The following is a 21,792-nucleotide window of genomic DNA, read 5'->3' as shown; positions in this document are numbered from 1 at the left end:
GCCTGTTGACAAGAATCGGCCGCGTCATTCTTCCTCAGGATGTCGTTGTACGACGGCGTCGCCTCGAGTTGCTGGTCTGGTCCTTTTTACTTTCACTGGCCTTTTACCCGGAGCATCTGGGTTTTCTGGCTTGGTTCTCGTTGGTGCGTCCGATTTGGATCATCAGTTCGCTTGAACGTCGAGCTGCTTTCAACGCCGCCTACTTTTTCAGTTTCTTTTTCACGTTGTTCTCAATCTGGTGGGTCGGCATGGTCACGCCGCCGGGCATGATTGCCGCCGTGGTGATTGTGGGCTGGTACTACACGGCGGTTCTGATGACTTTCTGGAAACTCTATCGGCTACGACCGGTTTTTGCTCTGGTCGCCTTACCAATTCTCTGGACCGGCATGGAGTATTTTCGCACGCTCACGCAGTTTGCCTTTCCCTGGTCCGACTTGGGTTATACTCAGGCGTACTACTCATACATCCTGCAATTCGTCTCCGTCACCTCGGTGCACGGGCTTACGTTCTTGATCGTGACGGTCAACGTTTTGTTATGGCAGTGCTTTCGCAAGACACTTTCGCCGGAGCGTCGGATTACGGCGTTGTTTGCCTCAGCCGGTATCATTGTCGCTTTGTCCGCCTATGGATGGATCGAATTGCCGCGCATTCCGATCGATGGTGATTTCAAACTGGCTTTGATGCAAGGCTCGGTGCCGCTGCATGAAAAGTGGAGCGAGGGAAACCAGTTCCACAGTATCGATCTCTATGACTCCATCACTCAGGCGGTGGCCCAAGAGGATGTGAAGCTCTACGTATGGCCGGAGACGGCGGCGCCCTGCTATTTGTCCAATGACCGCGGTTGTCGCCAGAGAGTCGCTGAAGTGGCTCGCAAGTCGGCCGGCTACCATTTGGTCGGCGCCTTGGCGATCAGTTACCCCGGAGGCGTGCAGCGCTACCACAATTCCTGCTTTCAGCTTGGCCCCACCGGAGGGTTTGAGCAATCGTACCACAAGGTCAAACTGGTACCTTTTTCCGAACAGGTGCCATACCAGGACCAACTGCCGTTCATGCGCAAGGACTTTTTGAGGAAGTACCTCACCTTTATCGATCAATACGATGTCCAATGGTGGTCCGATTTTCGTCCCGGCGATTCCTCGGTGATGTTCAATCTGCCGGAAGCCAGCTACTCGGTTTTGATATGTTTCGAAACTGCATTCCCGGAGTTTGTGCGCCGCACCATTATCGATGGCGCCCAGTTCGTGGTGGGCATTACCAACGATACCTGGTGGGGCCGATCACCGGGTCTTCACCAGCACGCACGCATCTTTATCACTCGGGCCGTCGAGAATCGTTGCTGGTTTGCACGCTCGGCCAACAGCGGCCTGACTTTCATTGTTGATGGCTACGGACGGATGCACGGCGAACTGGACTTGTATACGGTCGACGCCCTGGTCGGTCAAGTGGGCTTATTGGATGAATACTCCTTATATACGAAGCACGGCGATCTGGTCGGTCGGTTCTCGTTCTTGTTTACGGTTTCAATCGTGGCTATATTGACGGCACTATGGATAATCCGAAAGTTCATGCCCGCCTCCAAAAACTCTGGTTCCTGATACTGCCGGCCGTTGTCTTCGGCTTTTGTCGACCGGTCGTTGCACTTGAGTGGGGGACATGGACCTCCCTTAGGCAGGCCAACCGGCTGGCTGTAATCAATGATACTTTGTGGGTAGCCTCAAGCGGTGGATTGCTGGCCATTCCTGATTTCGACCAACCAGGGCGAGCATTTACAAACGTCGACGGTCTCGGTACCACCGAGATCCACGAGATGATTGTTGACGACTCGGGCCGCCAATGGGTGGCCGGTAAAGGCAGATTGGTCAGGTTCAACCAGACCGCGCCCAAACAGTTCGTGTTCAGAGATAACAATGATGACCCTATTGATCTATTCGCCTTGGCCGACGACGGCGATGACCTTTGGGTCGGCACCTCGATTGGACTGGTGCTTTTTTCCAAGGCGAAGGACAACGGCCAGATTCAAGACAGCTACGGTCGCTTCGGCAGTTTGCCGGATTTCCCGGAAGTTAACGATCTGTTGTTGATCAACGACACGATCTGGTTGGCCACTTCGGCTGGATTGGCTGTGGCCACCACTGTGAACCCGGTGCAGCTTAAGTCGCGCTATAACTGGACAGTCTTTTCATCGGAGCTCTTCAACGGTGGTGGCCTGGCGCGGGTGGTTGCCTTTGGGGCAGATCTTTTTGTGGCCGCCTCCACCGGACTATGGCGTCTTACCGTCAGCCCCACGGATACCAGCGTTGTTCGACTGAATGTCGGCATCGGCAGACCCTTCACCGATCTGTCAATCGAAAACGACTCCCTGTTCTTCTACTTCGCCGGTGGGTACGGTGTGATTGCCGACAGCACACCCGTGCTGCTCCCGACACCGGGTCTGCCCCGAGCGCCCAGTACCGGTTTAATGTTCGGTGATCGTCGTTGGCTGGCCGCCGACCGGGTGGGGCTCTACTATGATAACGGCACCGTCTTCAGCGAATATGCCTGGACCGGGTTACCCTCCAATCAGGTCGCCGATCTGACCGTCAACGCCGACGGCCGCATTACAGCCGTATTCACCGACACGACCTCAGCTACGTTAATCGATCAACTGTGGACAACCTACGACTTCGATAACGGTTCGCGTACAATGGTGGCCATCTCGGATTCCACCGGCGCCTCATGGGTGGGGACTTTCGGAACCGGCTTGTTCAGAATTGAAAACGGAGCGGTTACAAATTACGACGAACAGAACTCGACTCTGATCGGCAACACCGATGATCCGCCCAACGGTCTGAGATTCGTGGTCATCTATGACCTGGCCACCGATGGACGTTATCTCTTCGTTCCGTGCTATCGCGCCGCCAACGGCAATCCGATTGCCATAGCCGACCTGAGCAACATCGATGACCCCGTCAACGGATGGGATGCGCTCGGCTCCACCGACGGCATCGATCACACCTTTGTTGTGTCCCTTGACTATCGCGCCGGCCTGGTGGCGGTCGGCAACGAATTCAACGGTGTATATGTCTGCAATGTCGGTGTGGACCCATTTGATCGCGGCGACAATTCATGTGTGCATTATACGGAAGACAATAGCTTCCTCCGCTCCAATAATGTCCGGGTGGTTCGTTTCGCCCCCGACGGTATCCTCTGGGTTGGTACCAATGTCGGGCTTTCGCGCTACGATCCGGGTATCGAACGATTCGTTGACGTCGACTTACCGGCCGGGGTCGACCGTGACATCACAGACCTTGAGTTCGACGGGCGCGGAAATCTCTGGATCGGGACTCGGTCGGGGCTGGCTCGTTTTGACGCCACCGCCGGTAGCTTTGATGTATACGTAACGTCCAACAGCGGCCTGGTCAATGACAAGATCAATGCCCTTACTCTCAACCAGGCAACCGGCGATTTGTACATTGCTACCGACGCCGGGATTTCTCTTTTGACATCACCGGTGGGAGAAATCGTCTTTGATCTGGAAGAAGTGGTGGCATTTCCGAATCCATTTGTAATCCGTTCGCCGCACGACAGCCTTGCTTTCAACTGGGGCCGACCAGGCACGGTGCGTATCTACACGCCCGCCGGTGAGCTGGTTTCAGAATTGGACGCCAACCGTGGATGGTTTGGACGCAACGATGCCGGGACGGCAGTGGCTTCCGGAGTCTTCATTTATATACTGGAGGACGACCGGGGAGGAGTTCAGCGAGGGAAGATTCTACTGGTTCGTCAGTGATGAAAGTCACACGACTCACAGCAGACGGGACTCATGAGGACCTGCTGCAAATCCTAAGCGGCGATTCGCTGTTGCTGTCGAAAGCATTTGCATCTCTATGGGCGCCCTTGAGCGGCAGAGTTGTCTATTGGGCGGCCCATGCAGATTCTAAGATCGTTGCCCTGCTTATGGGAGTGGAATTCGGAATGCGACCGGTGCGACGTTTTCAGTCGATGCCTGATGGTTTGGGCAGCCGCGTTTTGTTGCGCGCCGGGGATACCGCACTGCATGATCAGGCCGCTGAAGTTATCCTCGACGCGATTGCCAAGGCCGGATACCTGAAAGCACATTTCACCGATTTTGACAACCGCTACAAAACCTTCACCAACTACTCGGCGCTGGCTTGTTCCACCACGATCATCGGCATCTCGGGTGCAGAGTGGACGCCGCCGGACAAGAAGTTGCAGTCAGAATTGCGCAAAGCGGCACGAGAGCAGGTGACAATCCAACGGTTTCGCAGCGAGTCGCACATGAAGGGTTTCATGCGGTTGATGGAAGCGACGGAGCGACGACACAAGAGAAAGCTAACATACTCCGCACGGTTCTATCAAGGGCTGGCTGCACTGGCGGCACGCGATGATCGAATAATCTGGCTCTGGTGTGACCACGAAGGACAACCCGTGGTCTCACACATCTGTCTTGTCGAAGGAACGACCGCTTTGCACTGGCAGGTTTGCTACGACAAAGCGTTCTCGAACCTGAAGGCAAATCAATACATGTTGTGGGACCTGATTCGTCGGTTGAGAGAGCGTGGCGTGATACGTCTCAACCTGGGCGCTTCGCCAGATGACGCACAGGGGCTGCTGGAATACAAGTCCAAGTGGGGTGGAGAATCTCACGCGTACAATTGTCACATTTTCAAATCCTGGTTGGGGCGATGGCTATGAATCGGGCGGCCCTGAAAGTACTGTTGTTGGCCGACGCCGTGGCCTTTCATACCGAAAGGTATGCCGATCAACTGGAGCTTCAGGGCTGCGAGGTTATGACCGCATCGCTGGAGCCGGGCCGGATGGAACATCACTTGCTCCAAGGTCGTGGTCCCATCAAAGCGCTCTACTATCTTTCGACCGTGCCGCAGACACGTCGACTGATCAGGCAGTTCGATCCCGACGTGATCAATCCACACTTCGCCTCCGGTTACGGTTTCACCGCAGCTTTGGCCCGGAAGGGTACCAGCCCGCCAATCGTGCTGAATCTGTGGGGGTCTGATGTTCTCATCGTGCCGCACAAATCGGTTTTGCACCGATGGAAAACAGGCCGCGCGCTACGCACTGCCGACCACGTAATCGGCGACTCCGCCTATCTTGTAGCTGCGGCTGAATCTATCGCCAATCTGAAAGCCAGGAGTGTCGTTCCCTGGGGAATTGAGCGTCGCTTTCTTTCCATGCACAAAACCGACTACAGATTTCAAAAGCCGCTTCGTATTATCGTACCGCGAACACAGGCGCCGGTCTATAACAATGAATTCATATTGCGCGCGCTAAAGCCGTTGCTTACCGACGGCAGCGTTCAACTGACTTTTCCGTCGTGGGGTGTCGGCGCGTCCAGGTTCCGCGAGCAGGTTGCCGCCTGTCCCGCGCCGAGCGTGCAACTCTATGATCGGCAACCGCGCCGGCAGTTTCTTAAACTCATGTCCGAGCACGATGTTTATCTCTCGGCTTCACGTTCGGATTCTTCACCGGCTTCGCTGATCGAAGCTATGGCCTTGGGGCTGTTTCCCATCGCTGCCGATATACCCGGCGTGCGGGAGTGGCTGAACGACGAAAACGGACGCCTATATCCCAATGATGATGACCAATCATTGAGATTGATTCTAAGAGCATTAGTTGACCGGGCGGATGACTTCGGTGCGGTGAGACAGTCCAATCTGGACAGAGTGCGGAAGGATGCTATCTTTGAAACTAACGTAGCCGCTCAGATTGAAATCATGCGCAATTTGGCCGAGAGTAGATCCCGATGACACCGCGCGTTTTGCTAATATGCTATTACTTCCCACCTCTCGGCGGCGCCGGTGTGGGACGACCCCTGTCGCTGTTTCGACTATTGCCTGCACATGGCCTTCATTGCGACGTGCTCACGGTCAAGCCGGTGGCCTATCGTGTTTTCGAGACTGAATTGCTCGAAGGACTCGACCGATCATGCATCCATCGTTCCGGCAGTTATGATCCGCAGAGGCTTATGTATCTGGCTGGGATTCGTAAAGTCAGCGACGCAAAAATTCGAAGGGCCGGATGGTTGTCCGACAGATTCTTCCCCGACAACAAACGCGGTTGGGTCCGCCGGGCCGTGCAGAAAGCAAAGAGCCTGATGCGGGCCAATGAATACGCTGCAATAATCTCAACCTCACCACCGATCTCGTGCCATTCGGTTGCAGAAGCGCTGGTGGCTGAAACCGGGCTGCCCTGGATCGCCGACTTTCGCGACTATTGGCTGAGTCACAAAATCGAAGATACCTTTGCAGACCGTGCCCGATGTGAACGCGCATGGAAGTTAATCGATAGCTTCAAAAGGCGTGCGGCGGCGTTGACGACGTGTAATCCGGCCATCGCGCAATACCTTGGAAGCGGTCGAACGATATACAACGGCTATGACAACGACCTGGCCCGGATATGGCAGCCGCCGAGTGATCGCACGACAGTAAATATCGGGCTTCTGGGTACCTTCGACGAATTGGTGCCGGTCGAGCCTTTGTTCCAACTGTTGGCAATGCTGCGCAAGCAATCACCTGAATTGTTCAACCGAATAAAACTGCTCCAGGTAGGTCGTCTGGACACAGATTGGTTTCAGGCTCAGTTGCACAAATATCAATTGAGCGGTATTATTCAAGCTCATGGTTTTCAGAGCAGACGGCGGACGATTGAGATTCTGTCGGTCTCTTCGCTTTTGTACATCAGTCTTGCCTCGACCAAGGAACAAGGAATCGTGCCGTCCCGATTATTCGATCTGTTTGCATCCGGACGACCGATCATTGCAGCCGTGCCGCCGGACAGTCAGGTTGCTCAAATGATCGAGGAGACCCAGTCTGGTTGCAGTTTCGATCAGAATAGTTCATCGGAGCTCTCGCGCGCCGTGGAGTTCGTTATGGAAATGGCACGAAAGGCGATCGACGGGACACTGATCATCGATCCGCGACCAGGTTATGCGCGTCGCTATACGTCGGAGGCAATGGTCGAGCAGTTTGTTCAGGTGATTCGGGAAGTGACTCAGGACTGAGCACAAAGCGCCGCGTAGGGGGCGGCCTTGCGTCGCCCTAAAAGAAGCCCCCCTCGACTCCGCTCGGGGTGACAGGCAGGCCTGTTTTTCGCGCTTCGCGCGCCCGCCACACGGTACCCTACCTATAGCGAAGCGCATGAGACCCATTTATGGGCGGGTGGCACCCGCAGGGCGGGTCCGTCTTCGCCTGCGCGCCGCGGCGTGAACCCGCCACCGTCGGCAGGTCTGAAGACATGCCTGCCCTACTACATTTCTGCGAACACCAAGAATCCCACCCGACGCAAAGCCTCTTGGTGGCGTACCGTGTCCGCCCGGCGATGGATGTCATGCTGAGCGCAGTCGAAGCATGATAGCACCCACCTCATCCTGAGCGGAGTCGAAGGATGAACTCCGCAATCTTGGTCGCCTTACTCCGCCAACCTCTAACGAAGCAACATCAGCTTCTTGGTTGCACTATGGTTGTCGGTAATCAGACGATAGAAATAAACACCGCTGGTAACCTGTCGACCGTCGTTGTTGCGACCGTCCCAGGTTACTTCGTAGGTGCCATGTGAACGAGGGCCGTCGATCAACTTCGCTACGTGCTGACCGAGAACGTTGTAAATCGACAGAGACACATTGGTACGATGCGGCAACTCAAGAAGAATAGTAGTGGTGGGATTGAACGGGTTTGGATAATTCTGTGAGAGACTGAATTCCAACGGGAGATTGTCGTCGACAAGTTCATCGACATCGGCGGCGATGGCGGGCGACAGAAAGCGTCGGGTCACCGTGAAACCACCTTTGACCGCGGCAATGGTGTAGCTGTTCATCGGCGAGTATTCAACTTCAAAGGAAGCATCACCGGATTGCGACGTGCTTATGCTCAGGATTGCTCCTGTGCTGTCACTAAGCGTGACCAGGCATCCGGCTACCGGTTGGCCGCCGGAGGTCACATCAATCTCGAAACTACCGGCGTCCGTCATGATGTCGACATCAAGAAGACCGGGCACCTGGTCGTAGACCACCACGGTTGGATCGCCATAGAAGTTCTGTCCATAGACGACATCACGGACGTAGTAATACCGCAGTTTGGAGCCGTACATGGCCTCAACAGCGGCGCGACCGCGGTGAGCAAACATCGAATCGAAAAACGCTTTTTGCAAAAGATGGCTGGAGCCCACCCAACCCCAACGTGAATTGGCCACGAAAGCCACCGCCCCTGCTTTGGGCTGAGCCAGCGCCGATACCACAAAGTTGGGCGAGAGCCCACTGTAATCATAATCGAAAGCGCCGTTGTCACAAGCCAGCGAATAGTAAAACGAGGTCTTGCCGTTGGCTGTCAGATTCCCCACGGCACCGTTGTCGCTGGCCGTTGTGTCGGTAGTGAACCTGGTCTTGGGCCAGTTATTGTAACCGGAGGTACGCACTTCGAAGAGATTACCTGTTCCATGTGCGATGATGTTCACGATGCCATAACCGTCCGACAGCACATCCTCCAGCTCGCGGGGTAGCGCGTTGTGCGGGTCGGGATCGTCGCCGCGCGTCAATTCGACCCCGGCCGCGGTGTCGATGCCGAAGTGGTCCGGATAGGCCAAAGCGATTCGTGCGTGCTGGCCGCCGCCGGAATAGTCGCGCATCTGATCCGATGAAAAGAAGAAGGCCCGATCCAGGTACTCTCTTTCATCACCGCCCGGCTCAGTTTCGTAGGCAATCAGTTTGTCGACATAATCGTCAAACTGTTCGATAGTGTTGAAGGGCAACCGCCCCACCATCAGCTCCGGGGTCAGATCGGCCTGGTCGTGGGTGCGCTCTCCCCACACGTTATCGTTATCAAGGTCCCACTCACCGCTCAGGTCGGCGAAGTACAGATCGCTGACCTGTTGTTGCAGAAGCGGCGGGGCCTCATCAACGGCCCGGTGGTAGGCGTAGCGGATTGGAAGAACGGTTGCATCACCGGCCAGAAGAACATAGCTGCCGCCTTGGGCGTAAAACTCAGTCAGATAGTTGCGCAACTGTTCAGCCTCGTCGCGACCAGTTTGGATAGCGAGGATTTCATCGATGTATGCCAACGACGTCCGACATCCAATACTGTTCTTGTACCAGGCCAGCCGCTGCATGGGCGCGGCCAGATGGGGGGCTGTGATGATCAAGTATGAGGCCACCTCGGAGCTTACTGAAAGGTCCGCTCGATCCGCCATCCCGGCGTGTGATGACCCCGCGGGATCGGATTGCATGAGTTGATCGTTGGCGACTGGTTCTTGATCCAGGTAAACAGTGAGGCCGTCGATAAACTGAACTTCACCGGACTCGGACACGGTAATCGGCAGAAGTAGCAATTTGGCCCAGCGGACATTTCCCACCGCCACCACACCGGTAGCCTGAAGCGCTTCCGAAGTGTTGACAGGATCAAGCAGGCCGTCATAGTCGTCCGGGTTGAATTCGCCGGAGCGGGTTTGCATGTCCTCAAGCAGATGTTCATCGGCCAGCGAACCAAGAGTGTGAGCCTCGCCCACATTATAGCTTATCGCGGACTCGTCCTGCCCATTTTCAAGCGCGACGTAGTAGGTCCTGCCCGGCAGAGTGAGGGATCGGCCGACGCTGACCGGTTCGAAGTCATGATACCCCACCTGGCCAATTTCTCCCACAAACGCCACCAGGTCTGGGTCGAATTCTATGGTCGGGGCTTCGGTCGCCGTGGTTGTACAGGCAAGCAAGATCGGTAAGAACGTTGTCAATACTACAAGTTTCACTTAGAGCCATCCGTTTCACTCTGAATCCGCTCATAGTAGTGCAAACAGTCGGCCTGTGCTGCCAGGCGAGCCTGGCTCATTATTTTTTGATTTGTAATAAGTTGTGTGTCAAGCTGTTAGGTGGGTGGTTTGAGGTGGAGGATTATTGACGGTGGCCCGGTTTTGAGCCGGCGAACAGTGGCGAACTGCCAATAGTCAAAGGATTTAGACCACGATTCCAGCCTGTTTTTCGTGTGCGGCTATGGGCCAAACTTGGTTCGGGTTCACAACCTTAGCTCACATCACAAATTGCCCATCGCTTACTCTTTGAATAACTGAGGCTTAAGCCCGTTTATTTTCTCAATAATAGGTATAAAACAGCTTGACATTTGGTGGGGTGAAGTAGTACACTATGGTCAATAAGAGCAAGAAGTGGCGAAAAGTGGAGGAACACACTTTTGACCGGATTCGTCGGTCGCTACCAAACGACAATGGATGGCAAGGGCCGTTTTGCCCTTCCGGCCAGGCTGCGCGCCGTTAAAGGGCCGGACGGTGAATCGCTTTTGACTGGTTCGCTGGTCCTTACCAAAGGACTGGAGGGTTGTCTGACTCTCTATCCCGAAGCGGAATGGGCCGAAATCCAACGTCGTTTCGCCTCCCTCAACTTCACGCAACGAGATTTTCGCTATTTCAGTAGGCGCTTTTATTCGTCGGCCGGCGCCGTGGAGCCGGATCGCAGTGGTCGTATTCTGATACCGGGGCATTTGATCAGTGAAGCTGCCCTGAAGAAGGACCTGCTGGTGATCGGGGTCGACAGGTGGTTGGAGATATGGGACCCGCAACGGTATGAGTACTATCTCGAGCAGTTCGCCGGAAGCTACGAGGATGTAGCCGAGCGACTGTCATCGGTTCATGACCCCGGGCGCGAGCGCGAGTAGTCACCAGCCGGTGCTGGTAGCCGAGGTTGTCGAGCTTTTGATCGGCGATCCGGAAGGCGCCTATATCGACCTTACCGCCGGTGGTGGCGGCCACATGAAAGCGCTGGCCAAGGGTTTAGGCCGAGTCGCCCGCCTCTACGGACTGGACAAAGACCCGGAGGCGGTCAAGCGGGCTCGACAGCACCTGGCCGACTGCGGGCAGGTCAAGCAGGTTGTTCACGCCGCCTATGGTGATCTCAAGACTGTAGCCGGTCGCATTGGAGAGACAAGTTATGACGGCATCCTCATTGATCTGGGACTTTCGTCGGATCAATTGGCCGATGCCAAGCGCGGGTTTTCATTCAGTATCGACGGTCCTCTGGACATGCGGTTCGACCCTGGGTCCGGTCGACCAACGGCAGCCGAACTGATAAACTCGCTGAGCAAGAATGAACTCACCGCCATCCTGCGTGATTTCGGTGAGGTGAAGCAGGCGGCCAGGCTGGCCGGCGCGATCGTCAGGGAAAGACAAAAGAGAATGCTCACCACCACCCGAGACCTTGCCGCCGTTGTCAAGGATCACTCACCGCCGCCACACCGCATCAAATTGTCGGCTCGTGTCTTTCAGTCGTTGCGTATTGCCGTCAACGCCGAATTGGCTGAGTTAACACAAGTTCTTCCCGACACACTGAGCTGCCTCAAGCCGGGCGGACGGCTGGCCGTCATTTCATACCACTCGCTCGAGGACCGTATGGTCAAACGCTTCTTTCAAGAGGCCGCCACCGGCTGTATCTGTCCGCCGAAACTCCCGGTTTGTGCCTGCGACAAGAAACCGCAAGTGGACATCATCACGCGCCGATCAGTTACCCCTTCAGAGAATGAAAAGGCGGCCAACCCTCGCTCCCGGTCGGCTCGGCTACGCGTTGCTCAGAGGCTGGCATCATGAGAAAGCCGGTCCGCAAGTTCAAGGAAACAGTTGAAATACGCTCTTCGACGGCCAACCGGATTATGGCCCACCGCTATTTCCCGGTGGCCATTCTGGTGACCCTGTTCCTGGCCATCTGCGTCATTCATGTCTGGCAGCGGGTGCGGGTTCTGGAATTGGTCAAGGATGTATCCCGACTGCGGGCCGAGAACAACCGTCTCGTCGATGCCGCCTCAAAACTCAACGTCCGCCTGGCCGAATTATCCTCGGCCGGTCGGATTGAGCGCTACGCTCGGGACACGCTGGGGCTCGAACCAGCCATGGCTGATCAGGTCTTCACCCTGGTTTCTCAGGAAGAAAAACTTCCCCAACCGGACGACCTGGCTACTATGTTTCAAGCCATCGAACGAGTTACCCGTCACGTCCCGGCCATTTCACCAAGCCGCGCCACGGCCGGTGATCTCCGCAGGCTAAGGCCGGATGTTCTGGGCGATGAGGGGGGTGATCGGTGAGTCTGACTCGGCAGCAACGACTGCGCCTTGGAACCCTGTTGGTTTTGGTATGTCTGTTCTTTGTGGTGGTCGCGGCGCGTCTGGTACATCTGCAAGTCCTCAAGCATGCTCAATACACCGAGATCGTCAGGAATCAATCAGAGGGAACCGTCGACATCCCGGCCGCCCGTGGTCTGGTGTACGACCGCAATGGCCAGGTGGTGGCCGATAACATAATAGTCTCTTCTCTGTACGCCTATCCGGCCAATCAAGAGGAGCTAAAATCGGTAGGGAGCTATCTCGAAAAGTTTCTCAAGCTGAAATCCGGCACGGCCAAGCGCAAGTTCGGTCTGGCCTCGCGCCGGTTCCGATGGATCAAACGGCAGCTCGATGATGCCACCGCTGAACACATTTCCGAAACCGCACCGCGCGGTTTGTATCTAAGACGCTCGGCTCATCGTTCCTATCCTTTTGGCTTGGTGGGCAAGCAAATACTCGGTTTTACCGATATCGACAACGCCGGCCGCTCCGGACTTGAGTACGCTTTCGACTCAACTTTGGCCGGTCGCGAAGGCATGGCCGACATCTACCGCGATGGTTTGCGCAACACATTCCGGGTCAAGGAGCAGGCTCTGGTGAAACCGTCCCCGGGCCGTTCGGTGGTGCTCACGGCCGATTGGCAGTTGCAGGAGATTGCCGAAGAAGAACTGAAAGCCGCCGTGACCGAGCACAAAGCGGTCAGCGGCATGGTGGTGATGCTCGACTGTAACAACGGTGACATTCTGGCCATGGCCCACTTCGATCCCAGCGACCGCACGCCCACCCGGCCCACCAAACTACGTACCGTCACCGACCAATTCGAGCCCGGCTCAATCTTCAAAGCTTTCACCGCCGCCGGTATGCTGGATGCGGGCGTTATAGATTTTGATGATTCCGTATACTGCGAAGAGGGCAAGTGGAGGATTGGACGAAGGCTCTTGCGTGATGACAAGAAGCACGGCTGGATGAGCTTTCGCCAGGTGATGGAACTCTCCAGCAATATTGGTATGGGCAAGTATGCCATTCAACTGGGTGGCGATGAGTTATACAACACGGCGCGGCGTTTCGGCATCGGCCAGAAAATGCGCATCGGTCTGCCGGGCGAAACACGGGGGAGTGTTGTGGCTCCCGAACGATGGTCGGACTACACCGTGTCGGCCCTGGCCATGGGCCACGCCGTAGCCGTCAACGCGCTGCAGATGGCCACTGGGTTTGCGGCCATCGCCAACGGTGGTGAACTATTGCGACCACACCTGATCCTGGGCGGGGTTGATGGGGACGGGTACATAGCCGACCGGCGATCCCGCGAAGTCATCGGTCGCGTGGCCACCAAAGAGACTATCGACACGTTGCAGGCGGTCCTACGGGGCGTGGTGGAAGTAGGCACAGCCGAGCCGGTGCAGTCGGATATTGTCTCAATCGCCGGCAAGACGGGCACGGCCGAGATTCCTGATTTGGAAAACCGACGTTACTTCAAGAATAAATTCATCGGCAGTTTCGCAGGCTTCTTTCCATACGAACAACCGCTGATTGCCGGTATCGTGTTGCTGGTGGAACCGCACCCGGTTCATTACGGCGGCTGGACGGCGGGTCCGGCCTTTCGCAAGATCGCCGAGCGCTATGCGCGTCTCAACGCCGAACTGTTCACGCCGCCGGAAAGAATACTGGTGGAGCGAACGGACGAATTGGAAACCACCGCTCAGGTCCCGGACCTCATCGGGAGAAATGTCGATGCCGCTCGGGCGCGAGCCGAAAGTCGTGGTCTGAGTCTGCGCTGCAACGCCGACAGCGGTTTTGTCCTCTGGCAGTTCCCGGCCGCCGACCGCATGATCGTTCGTGATGATCATGTTCTGGCGGCTGTCTCCTCCGCCAACGATGACTCGCCATGCATGGTCGATCTGGTGGGTCTATCGATTCGGGAAGCATCTGCCTGGCTGGATCACCTCGGCGTGATGTTTACCATCGAAGGCCGTGGACGAGTGGTAAAACAATCAATCCGAGCGGGCGCCGAACTGAAAAACGACCAAACCTGCCGACTAAAGTGTCGGTCGATATAGGATGTTGGAGGTCGACATCAAACTTGGCCAGTTGCTCAGCGGACTAAAGCAGGCCGACCTGACCGGTTCCGGCGATATCGAAATCGATAACATCGCCTACGATTCGCGACAGGCAACGCCCAACAGTCTGTTTGTCGCCATCTCAGGTTTCCAGGTGGACGGCCACGAGTTTATTGCCGACGCTGTCGAGCGCGGAGCCGTGGCTGTTGTCGGTGAGCATGATGAATGCGAACTAACGCCCAACTATGTCAAAGTACCCGATACCCGCCGAGCCCTGGCCGACCTGGCCGCTCGCCTGTACGACTACCCGGGCAAAAAGATCAAGGCCTGCGGTGTCACCGGCACCAACGGTAAGACCACCGTCTGCTATCTTATCAGAAACATTCTCCAGGCGCGCAACAAAACGGTGGGGATGGTGACATCCACCGTCTACGACACGGGCAAAGAGACTTTCCCGGCCGAACGCACCACGCCGGAGTCGCTGGACCTTCAGCGGCTGCTGCATCTCATGAAGAGGAATCATTGCGTCAATGCCGTCATCGAGGTGTCTTCACACGCGCTGGCCCTGCACCGGGTAGACAACATCGAATTCCGCGTGGCTGTTTACACAAACATCACACGCGATCATCTGGACTTCCACAAGACCATGGAAGAATACTTGGAAATCAAAAAGCAGCTCGTAAAACGACTCGACGGACCTCTGAGCTACGCCGTCATCAATCTCGATGTGCCGGAATTTCGTTCTTTCTTTGGCGACTTCAGTTCATCCTACATCTCCTACTCTCTGCAAGACAGCAGTGCCGATGTATACTGCACCGGCTTCGAACTGGAAGCTGCTCAGACGGTGTTCGATCTTAAGACACCGATGGGCGTACACACCGTCACCTTCCCATTGCCGGGTCGGTTCAACTTGATAAACGGCCTGGCTGCCGCCGCGGCCGGCCTGGCCGCCGGAGTTGATATCGACAGTGTTGTTCGTGGGCTGGAGAGCGCCCAACCGGTTCCGGGTCGATTTAATTACATCGAGTGCGGCCAGCCGTTCGCCGTCTACGTCGACTTTGCCCACACGCCCGATGCTCTGACCCGCCTCTGCGAAACTGCACGCGAGATGTCGCAGGGCAGGGTGCTGGCATTGTTCGGTTGCGGTGGCGATCGTGACCGTGGAAAGCGCCCGCTGATGGGCCGGGCGGTCAGTGCCGCGGCCGACTTCTGCGTCGTGACCTCGGACAATCCACGAAGCGAAGACCCTCAAACAATAATCGATGAAATAGTACCCGGCCTCGAAGGCGATCAACACGAGATCATTGAAGATCGACGTGCGGCCATCGAGGCCCTGTTGAAGATGGCGCAACCCGGCGATGTCGTGTTGTTGGCCGGCAAGGGAAGCGAAAACTATCAGGAAATCAAGGGCGCCAGATACGAGTTCGACGATGCCTTGGAGGCGCGCCGCGTTCTGGCCGAGCTTGGATACACCGGATTAGTGAGTGACAAAGGGAATTGATTACGTTGCGATTCGATAATCTGGCAGCCATCACCGGCGGTACCGTTTACAACACGGACAACGCCGCCCGCACTTTCGCGGGTGTCGGCATAGACAGCCGCTCGATCACAGCCGGACAGCTCTTCGTGGCCATTCGCGGCGAGCACAACGACGGACATGACTTCATAACGGCCGCAGTCGATGCAGGCGCGACCGGGATCGTGGCCGAACAAACCTGGCCCGGTCTCCAAAACGTCCGGGGCGATGTAGCCGTGGTAGCCGTAAACAACAGTCACCAGGCCATGCTCACCCTGGCCGCAGACTATCGTGACAAACTTGATGCACGCATTATCGGTATTACCGGCTCCAACGGCAAAACTACGACCAAAGAACTAACATATCACTTACTGGCAGCGGTGACGCCCGACGTGTACCGTTCACCGGGCAATCTCAACAATCTGTACGGTGTGCCGCTGGCGCTCTTTGCCATTGATCCGAATACTAAACACGCGGTGCTGGAGTTGGGCATCTCTACAACCACCGAGATGCCGAAACTAGCCGAGATCGTGCGGCCCGACGTGGTAGCCATTACGAACGTGGGTCCATCTCACCTACAGTTTCTGGACACTGTCGAGTCAATCGCGTGCGCCAAACTCGATCTGGTACGCGACGCTGACCCCGGTGTACCGCTGGTTATCAACGCCGATGATACTATCCTGATGAAACAGGCTATGCTGGTACGTGACAATCCGATCACCTTCGCGCTGGACAGTGAAGCGGATTTCTCTGTCGACCAAGTCGAACCGAACGGTGTCGACAGTACCAACGTCACAATCGAAGGTTACAAATTCCGGCTGCCGTTAGCCGGTCGACACCAGGTGGCCAATCTGCTGGGCGCCTACGCCATCGTTAGAACGCTGGGCTTCGATTTCGAAGACGTCGACACTGAGAACATCCAACTCTCCACCGCGCCGATGCGTGGACAGACCGTAGAGCATGCCGGAATCACTTTTGTCTCAGACTGTTACAACGCCAACCCGGCCTCGGTTCGGGCCGGTCTGGAGGCATTCTTCGCTTTACCGGCGGCGTCCCGACGCATTGTGGTTTTGGGTGACATGCTCGAACTGGGTCGTGAGGCAGAGAAGTACCATCGGGAAGTCGGGGAACTGCTGGCGCAACATGAATTTGACTTGGCCGCTCTGGTAGGACCGCTATCGAAACACACTTTCGATTCGCTGGTCGGTACAGGTATTGAACTATCGAGACTACGTCACCACCCCGACGCCGCCTCCTGCGCCGTCGAACTTGGCGCCTACTTCATGGCCAATGACTTCGTCTATGTGAAAGCCTCACGCGGAGTCGGACTGGAGGCAGTTATCCACGCTGTTGCTCACCAAGGGGAGGATGGTTAATGCTCTATCACCTCCTGGCGCCCCTCACCGAGTATGTGTCCGGACTGAACGTCTTCCGCTACATTACTTTTCGAGCCGCCGGTGCTACCGTGACGGCTATCTTCATCTGTCTGATCCTCGGTCCCTTTTTCATTCGCCTGCTCAGAAAGTATCAGGTAACCGAGACCATTCGCGAGGAGGGACCCCAGGGTCATCAGAAGAAAGCCGGGACGCCGACCATGGGCGGGTTGATCATTCTTGCCGGGATCATTATTCCAACACTCTTGTGGTCGGACCTGACAAATTATTTCACGCAGATGATCCTCCTTGTCACTGCCTGGCTGGGAGCGATCGGCTTCATGGATGATTATCTCAAAGCAATCAAAGGCCAGCCGAAAGGACTGGTGGCGCGCAAGAAAATGATCGGACAGCTTCTGCTGGGAGCTATCTTTGCTGCCGCACTTATTTGGTTGGCGCCGGAAAATCGCTACGACGGCACCACTGAGATACCATTCTTCAAAAACTACGTCCTGACTCTTGGAGTATTCTACGCCCCCTTCGTGGTGCTGGTGATTACCGGTTCCTCAAACGCCGTCAACCTCACCGATGGACTTGACGGCCTGGCCATCGGATTGTGCGGTCTCTGCTTCATGACTTTTGCCGGCATCGCTTATGTGTCCGGACGAGTCGATTTCTCGCAGTATCTGGCCATCGACTACCTGCCCGGTGCCGGGGAGTTGTCCATTTACTGCGGTGCCGCTATCGGCTCAGCCTTAGGCTTCCTGTGGTTCAACTCGCATCCGGCTGAAGTGTTCATGGGCGACACCGGATCGTTAGCCCTTGGCGGCGCTATGGGTGCTATCGCCATCCTGTTGAAGAAAGAGCTGCTACTGGTGATTGTGGCGGGAGTGTTCGTGATGGTGGCCTTGTCGGTTATCATCCAGGTTTTGTCGTATCGCTATCGTGGCGGCAAGCGCGTGTTCAAGATGGCGCCTATCCACCACCACTTCGAACTGTGCGGATGGGCGGAGTCAAAGATCGTTGTCCGGTTTTGGATTGTCGGCGCCCTGTGCGCCTTGGTTACTCTGGCCACTCTAAAGGTGCGATGAGGATGTGATGACTGTTGCTGAACGAATAAACGAGCGATCGATCGGCGTAATTGGAATGGGACGCTCCGGGCTGGCCGCGGCATCGCTGGCCGCCGCCTACGGAGGGTTGCCCTTTGTCTCCGATGCCGCCGGAGCCGACAGCCTGTCCGAAGTGACCGCCCAGCTCAAACAGGAAGGTATCCCATTCGAGACCGGCGGCCACACTGATCGTTTGTTGCAATCAGATTATGTCGTCGTCTCGCCCGGCGTACCGCCCACCGCTGATATCCTGAAAAAACTCCAGAGCAAAGGTATCCCTGTTTTCTCCGAAATTGAGTTCGCTTCGTGGGTTTGTCGCGGCAAGATCATAGGCGTGACCGGCTCCAACGGCAAGACCACCACGACAACGTTAATCGGTGAGATCCTGACCGCAGCCGGACTGGACAGCCTGGTGTGCGGCAATATCGGGCTGCCTTTTGCGCAGGTGGCCGATAAGATCGGACCGGACAGCGTGGCCGTGGTGGAAGTGTCGACGTTTCAGCTTGAACGGATTGCAGATTTCAATCCGCACATAGCGCTGATCCTGAACCTATCGCCCGACCACCTCGACCGGCACGGTAGCTTCGATGCCTACAAGAAACTCAAATACCGAATCACCGAAAATCAGACCGAGAATGACTTCCTCATATTGAATGCGCAGGACAATGAGATCATAGCCGACAACGTTCAAACGGCGGCTACCAAAATGTTCTTTACCACCGAAGAGACGACCGACAATGCGGTTTGGGTCTCAGGCGGTGATCTTTTCTTAGCACTGAGCGGTCGGGGATCGCGAGTAGTTTCTGCCCGGGATATTCGCATCCCCGGACCGCATAATCTTCAAAACGCCGCCGCGGCTGTGGCTGTGGCCGGATTGATCGGTGTCGATGTCGAGGTGATGGCCCGAGTTCTCAAAAAATTCCCCGGTGTCGAACATCGGCTCGAATCTGTTGCGCGGGTGGCCGGAATAGACTTTATCAATGACTCCAAAGCCACCAATGTCGACTCGGTTTGCTATGCCCTGCGTTCGATCGACACGCCGATACATCTCATCGCCGGTGGTCGCGACAAGGGGGCATCATACGAACCGTTGTCGACTTATGGACGCGGGAGGATATCGAGTGTCGTGCTGATCGGTGAAGCCAAAGACAAAATGTTCGACAGTCTGGGTCGAAACTTCGCCGTGCAGTTTGCAGAATCACTCGAGGCTGCGGTCAGGACCAGTTTCGCTCAGGCGCGACCGGGTGAAACGGTGCTGTTGTCACCCGGATGTGCCAGCTTCGACATGTTTGACAATTACGAGCAGCGCGGCAAGGCTTTCAAAACAGCCGTGGCCGAACTCAGAAGCGACAGGAAAGAGAATGAAACGATCAGCGACTAAAGGCGCCATCGATGAACGACTTCTCGCGGCCTACCTGGCGGCGCTGGTTATCGGATTGGTCATGATCTATTCAACCTCGTCGATATTGGCCGAGGGACGTTTCGGTTCTCATCTGTTGTTCCTACGCCAGCAATGTCTCTGGACGCTATTGTCGCTGGTCGCCGTTTTTGTAATCAGCAAGCTGAACCTGCAAAGGCTGGCCATCTACTCGGCGCCGGCTGTAGCCCTCAGCATGGCCCTTCTGGTGCTTGCTTTTTTCGGACCCGCCCGAAACGAAGCGCATCGTTGGATAGTTCTGGGACCCTTCTCCGGTCAACCTTCGGAGGTCTTCCGGTTCGTGCTCATTTTCTACCTGGCCTTTTCACTGGCCAACCCGCGTCGCGATCTTACCGATCTCAGACAACTACTCATGCCGTATCTGCCGCTGGTGGGCGTCGGCCTGGCGCTGATTCTTTTGGAACCCGATCTCGGCAGCACCATAGTGATTTCCATTACCGTAATCGGCATCTTCTTCCTGGCCGGCGCACGACTGAAACATCTGGCGGCGGCTGTACTGCCATTGGCGGCGGTGGGAGCGGCAGTTGTCTTCGGCCTGGGTTATAAGAAAGATCGCATCACAGATTTCCTGGCTGCGGTGGCTGATCCACTGTTGGGTAGTTACCAGGCCAAACAGGCCGCGCTGACTCTGGGCGCCGGTGGTTGGTTGGGTGTGGGACTCGGCGAAGGACGACAGAAACTCTTTTTCCTGCCATACCCGCACACCGACTTTATCTTTGCCGCCTCAGGCGAGGAAGTCGGCCTGGTCGGACTCATGCTAATCCTGTGCGTCTTGTTTTACCTTTTGTGGCGTGGTCTCAAGATATCATACGAACAACCCGACAAATTCGGATACCTGCTGGCGGCCGGTATGACTCTATCGTTGTTTGTCAACATTGCCGTCAACATCGGCGTGGTGACATCGTTGCTACCGGTTACCGGGCTACCGCTGCCTTTCATCTCCTACGGTGGATCATCTTTGTTGATGTCCAGTGCGGCCGTTGGTGTATTGTTGAACCTCTCACGACGGACGGTCAGATCATGAGCGGTGGTTTCAGAATACTCTTCGCAGGCGGCGGCACCGGTGGTCATCTGTATCCGGCCATTGCTATTGCTGATCGTGTCAAAGAGATGCTGTCCGGACATACTGATGTCGAGATCAGGTTTGTCGGCACCAAACATGGCCTTGAATATCGTCTGCGCGATTCACTTGGCTATCCGTTGGAATTGATCAACATGCGCGGCCTCGTGCGTTCGTTGACGCCGCGTAATCTCCTGCTGCCGTTCGTGATCGCACTGGCTTTGTTCAAAGCATCGGCGCTGCTGAGACGTTTTGCACCTGATGTCGTCGTCGGCACCGGTGGCTATGTTTCGTGGCCGGTGTTGCGCGTGGCCGGCGCCCGAGGTATCCCCACGGTCTTGCAGGAGCAAAACTCGTATCCGGGTATCGCTACCAGACATTCGGCTAACCGAGCCCAAAGGATTTACCTCGGATTCTCAGGCGCCGCGGACTACCTCAAGACGACGGGTGAGATCATGGTGACCGGTAATCCGGTGCGATCATCGGTAATGGGCGGCAACCGGGCTGCGGCCCTGAATGAGTTCGGGCTGGACCCCGACAAACGGACGATCCTCGTGCTCGGTGGCAGTCAGGGTGCACGAGCCGTCAATCAGGCAGTGCTAAGGAGTCTTGAGAATAATTCGTTGAAGAATAAGTATCAATTATTGTGGCAAACGGGAAAGAGGGATTACAAGGATGTGACCGTCGATGCGGGCGATAAGGCTCAGGGTTGCTCCCTCTTCCCCTTTGCACAAAGTATGGACCTGGTCTACGCGGCTGCCGACGTGGCGGTAGCCCGCGCCGGAGCGCTGTCGTTGGCTGAGCTGACGGCCTGTGGCATACCGGCGATTCTCGTTCCCTTTCCGCATGCGGCCGAAGATCACCAACGCAAGAATGCGCTGGAGTTCGTCCAGAGGGGATTGGCCGTAATGGTGGATCAGAACGACCTGGATGAGTGTGACCTGATCGGCCGAGCTGTCGATCTGTTCGAGTCCGGGCAGCATGCTACCATGAAAGCGGCGGTGGTCGCTCAGACCAGGGACTCAAAACCGGCGGTGGATGTCATCGCCAAGGACATTATTGAACTGATAGAAGAGACACGAAAGGCCAAGCGTTCGTGACCACGAGCCTTGTCACCAAAACACCAGCCGCCTTT

Annotated in this window: 16 protein-coding genes; 15 read left to right on the top strand and 1 reads right to left on the bottom strand. The window is 56.2% G+C overall.

The window, feature by feature from the left end:
• Positions 1-5 precede the first annotated feature (5 nt).
• From lnt to OEV49_01425, 5 genes are read left to right on the top strand one after another with little or no spacing between them, the layout of a single operon-like run.
• The gene (gene lnt / locus OEV49_01445) at positions 6-1,595 is read left to right on the top strand and encodes an apolipoprotein N-acyltransferase (protein ID MDH3889720.1); all 1,590 of its coding nucleotides are present in this window, start codon (positions 6-8) and stop codon (positions 1,593-1,595) included.
• The gene (locus OEV49_01440) at positions 1,547-3,769 is read left to right on the top strand and encodes a hypothetical protein (GenBank protein MDH3889719.1); all 2,223 of its coding nucleotides are present in this window, start codon (positions 1,547-1,549) and stop codon (positions 3,767-3,769) included. The genes lnt and OEV49_01440 overlap by 49 nt, the downstream gene beginning before the upstream one ends.
• Positions 3,769-4,695, top strand: a complete 927-nt coding sequence (locus OEV49_01435; protein MDH3889718.1) for a GNAT family N-acetyltransferase — start codon at positions 3,769-3,771, stop codon at positions 4,693-4,695. The genes OEV49_01440 and OEV49_01435 overlap by 1 nt, the downstream gene beginning before the upstream one ends.
• Positions 4,686-5,768: a glycosyltransferase gene (locus OEV49_01430; protein ID MDH3889717.1), complete on the top strand. Its 1,083-nt coding sequence runs from the start codon at positions 4,686-4,688 to the stop codon at positions 5,766-5,768. The genes OEV49_01435 and OEV49_01430 overlap by 10 nt, the downstream gene beginning before the upstream one ends.
• Positions 5,765-7,021 (top strand): hypothetical protein, encoded by a 1,257-nt coding sequence (locus tag OEV49_01425; GenBank protein ID MDH3889716.1) that lies wholly within the window; start codon positions 5,765-5,767, stop codon positions 7,019-7,021. Before OEV49_01430 ends, OEV49_01425 begins: the two co-directional genes overlap by 4 nt.
• A 422-nt stretch (positions 7,022-7,443) precedes the next feature.
• On the opposite strand, the gene OEV49_01420 is transcribed toward OEV49_01425, so the two are convergent.
• On the bottom strand, positions 7,444-9,753 hold the full coding sequence (locus OEV49_01420) for a C25 family cysteine peptidase (protein ID MDH3889715.1): 2,310 nt from the start codon (positions 9,751-9,753) through the stop codon (positions 7,444-7,446).
• A gap of 437 nt (positions 9,754-10,190) precedes the next feature.
• On the opposite strand from OEV49_01420, the gene mraZ reads away from it, so the two are divergent.
• From mraZ to murG, 10 genes are read left to right on the top strand one after another with little or no spacing between them, the layout of a single operon-like run.
• Positions 10,191-10,670: a division/cell wall cluster transcriptional repressor MraZ gene (gene mraZ / locus OEV49_01415; protein ID MDH3889714.1), complete on the top strand. Its 480-nt coding sequence runs from the start codon at positions 10,191-10,193 to the stop codon at positions 10,668-10,670.
• A gap of 10 nt (positions 10,671-10,680) precedes the next feature.
• Positions 10,681-11,595, top strand: coding sequence for a 16S rRNA (cytosine(1402)-N(4))-methyltransferase RsmH (rsmH, locus tag OEV49_01410; GenBank protein MDH3889713.1), 915 nt, complete (start codon positions 10,681-10,683; stop codon positions 11,593-11,595).
• Entirely contained in the window at positions 11,592-12,086 is a 495-nt protein-coding gene (locus OEV49_01405) for a cell division protein FtsL (GenBank protein MDH3889712.1), read from the top strand. Before rsmH ends, OEV49_01405 begins: the two co-directional genes overlap by 4 nt.
• Complete coding sequence (locus OEV49_01400; protein ID MDH3889711.1) at positions 12,083-14,161, top strand: penicillin-binding transpeptidase domain-containing protein; 2,079 nt, start codon at positions 12,083-12,085, stop codon at positions 14,159-14,161. The genes OEV49_01405 and OEV49_01400 overlap by 4 nt, the downstream gene beginning before the upstream one ends.
• A 1-nt stretch (position 14,162) precedes the next feature.
• Positions 14,163-15,662, top strand: a complete 1,500-nt coding sequence (locus OEV49_01395; GenBank protein MDH3889710.1) for a UDP-N-acetylmuramoyl-L-alanyl-D-glutamate--2,6-diaminopimelate ligase — start codon at positions 14,163-14,165, stop codon at positions 15,660-15,662.
• A 5-nt stretch (positions 15,663-15,667) separates the two neighbouring features.
• Positions 15,668-17,053, top strand: a complete 1,386-nt coding sequence (locus OEV49_01390; GenBank protein MDH3889709.1) for a UDP-N-acetylmuramoyl-tripeptide--D-alanyl-D-alanine ligase — start codon at positions 15,668-15,670, stop codon at positions 17,051-17,053.
• Positions 17,053-18,141 (top strand): phospho-N-acetylmuramoyl-pentapeptide-transferase, encoded by a 1,089-nt coding sequence (gene mraY / locus OEV49_01385; GenBank protein ID MDH3889708.1) that lies wholly within the window; start codon positions 17,053-17,055, stop codon positions 18,139-18,141. The genes OEV49_01390 and mraY overlap by 1 nt, the downstream gene beginning before the upstream one ends.
• A 7-nt stretch (positions 18,142-18,148) precedes the next feature.
• Positions 18,149-19,540 (top strand): UDP-N-acetylmuramoyl-L-alanine--D-glutamate ligase, encoded by a 1,392-nt coding sequence (gene murD / locus OEV49_01380; protein ID MDH3889707.1) that lies wholly within the window; start codon positions 18,149-18,151, stop codon positions 19,538-19,540.
• Positions 19,521-20,621, top strand: a complete 1,101-nt coding sequence (locus tag OEV49_01375) for a putative lipid II flippase FtsW (protein ID MDH3889706.1) — start codon at positions 19,521-19,523, stop codon at positions 20,619-20,621. Before murD ends, OEV49_01375 begins: the two co-directional genes overlap by 20 nt.
• Positions 20,618-21,757, top strand: coding sequence for an undecaprenyldiphospho-muramoylpentapeptide beta-N-acetylglucosaminyltransferase (gene murG, locus OEV49_01370; GenBank protein MDH3889705.1), 1,140 nt, complete (start codon positions 20,618-20,620; stop codon positions 21,755-21,757). Before OEV49_01375 ends, murG begins: the two co-directional genes overlap by 4 nt.
• The last annotated feature ends 35 nt before the right edge of the window (positions 21,758-21,792 follow it).

The sequence above is a fragment of the Candidatus Zixiibacteriota bacterium genome (assembly GCA_029860345.1).
Taxonomy (GTDB): domain Bacteria; phylum Zixibacteria; class MSB-5A5; order GN15; family FEB-12; genus JAJRTA01.
The sequence above is the reverse complement of the archived record's forward strand: the minus strand, read 5'-3'. Positions and strand labels throughout refer to the sequence as shown.

What these genes read in the sequence shown, in the direction of transcription:
- OEV49_01440 (MDH3889719.1), top strand. Translation starts at nt 1,547, where the DNA reads ATGGATAATCCGAAAGTTCATGCCCGCCTCCAAAAACTCTGGTTCCTG.
- OEV49_01395 (MDH3889710.1), top strand. Translation starts at nt 14,163, where the DNA reads ATGTTGGAGGTCGACATCAAACTTGGCCAGTTGCTCAGCGGACTAAAG.
- OEV49_01435 (MDH3889718.1), top strand. Translation starts at nt 3,769, where the DNA reads ATGAAAGTCACACGACTCACAGCAGACGGGACTCATGAGGACCTGCTG.
- mraY (MDH3889708.1), top strand. Translation starts at nt 17,053, where the DNA reads ATGCTCTATCACCTCCTGGCGCCCCTCACCGAGTATGTGTCCGGACTG.
- murG (MDH3889705.1), top strand. Translation starts at nt 20,618, where the DNA reads ATGAGCGGTGGTTTCAGAATACTCTTCGCAGGCGGCGGCACCGGTGGT.
- OEV49_01405 (MDH3889712.1), top strand. Translation starts at nt 11,592, where the DNA reads ATGAGAAAGCCGGTCCGCAAGTTCAAGGAAACAGTTGAAATACGCTCT.
- murD (MDH3889707.1), top strand. Translation starts at nt 18,149, where the DNA reads ATGACTGTTGCTGAACGAATAAACGAGCGATCGATCGGCGTAATTGGA.
- OEV49_01430 (MDH3889717.1), top strand. Translation starts at nt 4,686, where the DNA reads ATGGCTATGAATCGGGCGGCCCTGAAAGTACTGTTGTTGGCCGACGCC.
- OEV49_01375 (MDH3889706.1), top strand. Translation starts at nt 19,521, where the DNA reads ATGAAACGATCAGCGACTAAAGGCGCCATCGATGAACGACTTCTCGCG.
- OEV49_01425 (MDH3889716.1), top strand. Translation starts at nt 5,765, where the DNA reads ATGACACCGCGCGTTTTGCTAATATGCTATTACTTCCCACCTCTCGGC.